Genomic DNA, 828 nt, shown 5'->3' with positions numbered 1-828 from the left:
ATGTGGAGCTATTAGGGCGTGGTTTTGCCTGGTTAGACACTGGTACACATGAAAGCCTTCATGAGGCTTCATCTTTTGTTCAAACTATTGAAAATGTACAAGGACTAAAGGTTGCTTGTTTAGAGGAGATAGCTTGGCGTAATGGTTGGTTAACTGATGAACAAATGTTAATGCTTGCTAAACCAATGATGAAAAATGAATACGGTCAGTATTTGACTCGTTTAGTCACGGATATTCAAAAGAAGGCAAAAGATTAATGCGCGTACTAATTACTGGCTGTCATGGTCAAGTTGGCTCTTGTCTAACTAAACAACTGGCTAACAATGAGAATACATTGGTATTGGCTCTCGATAGAGAGCACCTTGATATTACGAACCAAGAGTCTGTCAATGCCGTTGTTAGCGAATTTCAACCGACTATTATTATCAATGCTGCGGCGCATACTGCGGTTGATAAAGCTGAAGAAGAAGTAGAGCTTTCTTATGCGATCAATCGTGATGGCCCCAAGTTCTTAGCACAAGCAGCGCAAAACCTAGGAGGCGCGATTCTACACATTTCGACGGACTATGTCTTTGAAGGCAATAAAGTCGGAGAGTATCTAGAGAGTGATATCACAAACCCACAAGGTGTTTACGGTAAAAGTAAACTAGCCGGTGAAATGGCTGTTACCGAAGCGTGTGATAAACATATCATCCTTCGCACTGCTTGGGTGTTTGGTGAGGATGGCAATAATTTCGTTAAGACCATGCTTCGCTTAGGTGAAAACCGAGATGTATTGAGTATCGTGGGTGACCAGTTTGGAGGACCTACATATGCAGGCGATATAGC

1 protein-coding gene and 1 pseudogene are annotated in these 828 nt (G+C 42.3%); both read left to right on the top strand.

What is annotated here, in order from left to right; all coding sequences use genetic code 11:
- A pseudogene (locus AB4486_RS25790) lies at positions 1-257 on the top strand (glucose-1-phosphate thymidylyltransferase); the annotation flags it as partial.
- Positions 257-828: dTDP-4-dehydrorhamnose reductase (gene rfbD, locus AB4486_RS25785; protein WP_372119580.1), on the top strand; the 572-nt coding region annotated here is incomplete at its 3' end. The pseudogene AB4486_RS25790 and the gene rfbD, both read left to right, overlap by 1 nt.

The organism is Vibrio sp. 10N.222.55.C6 (genome assembly GCF_041473395.1).
In the GTDB taxonomy this organism is placed as follows: Bacteria; Pseudomonadota; Gammaproteobacteria; order Enterobacterales; family Vibrionaceae; genus Vibrio; species Vibrio crassostreae_C.
The sequence above is the reverse complement of the archived record's forward strand: the minus strand, read 5'-3'. Positions and strand labels throughout refer to the sequence as shown.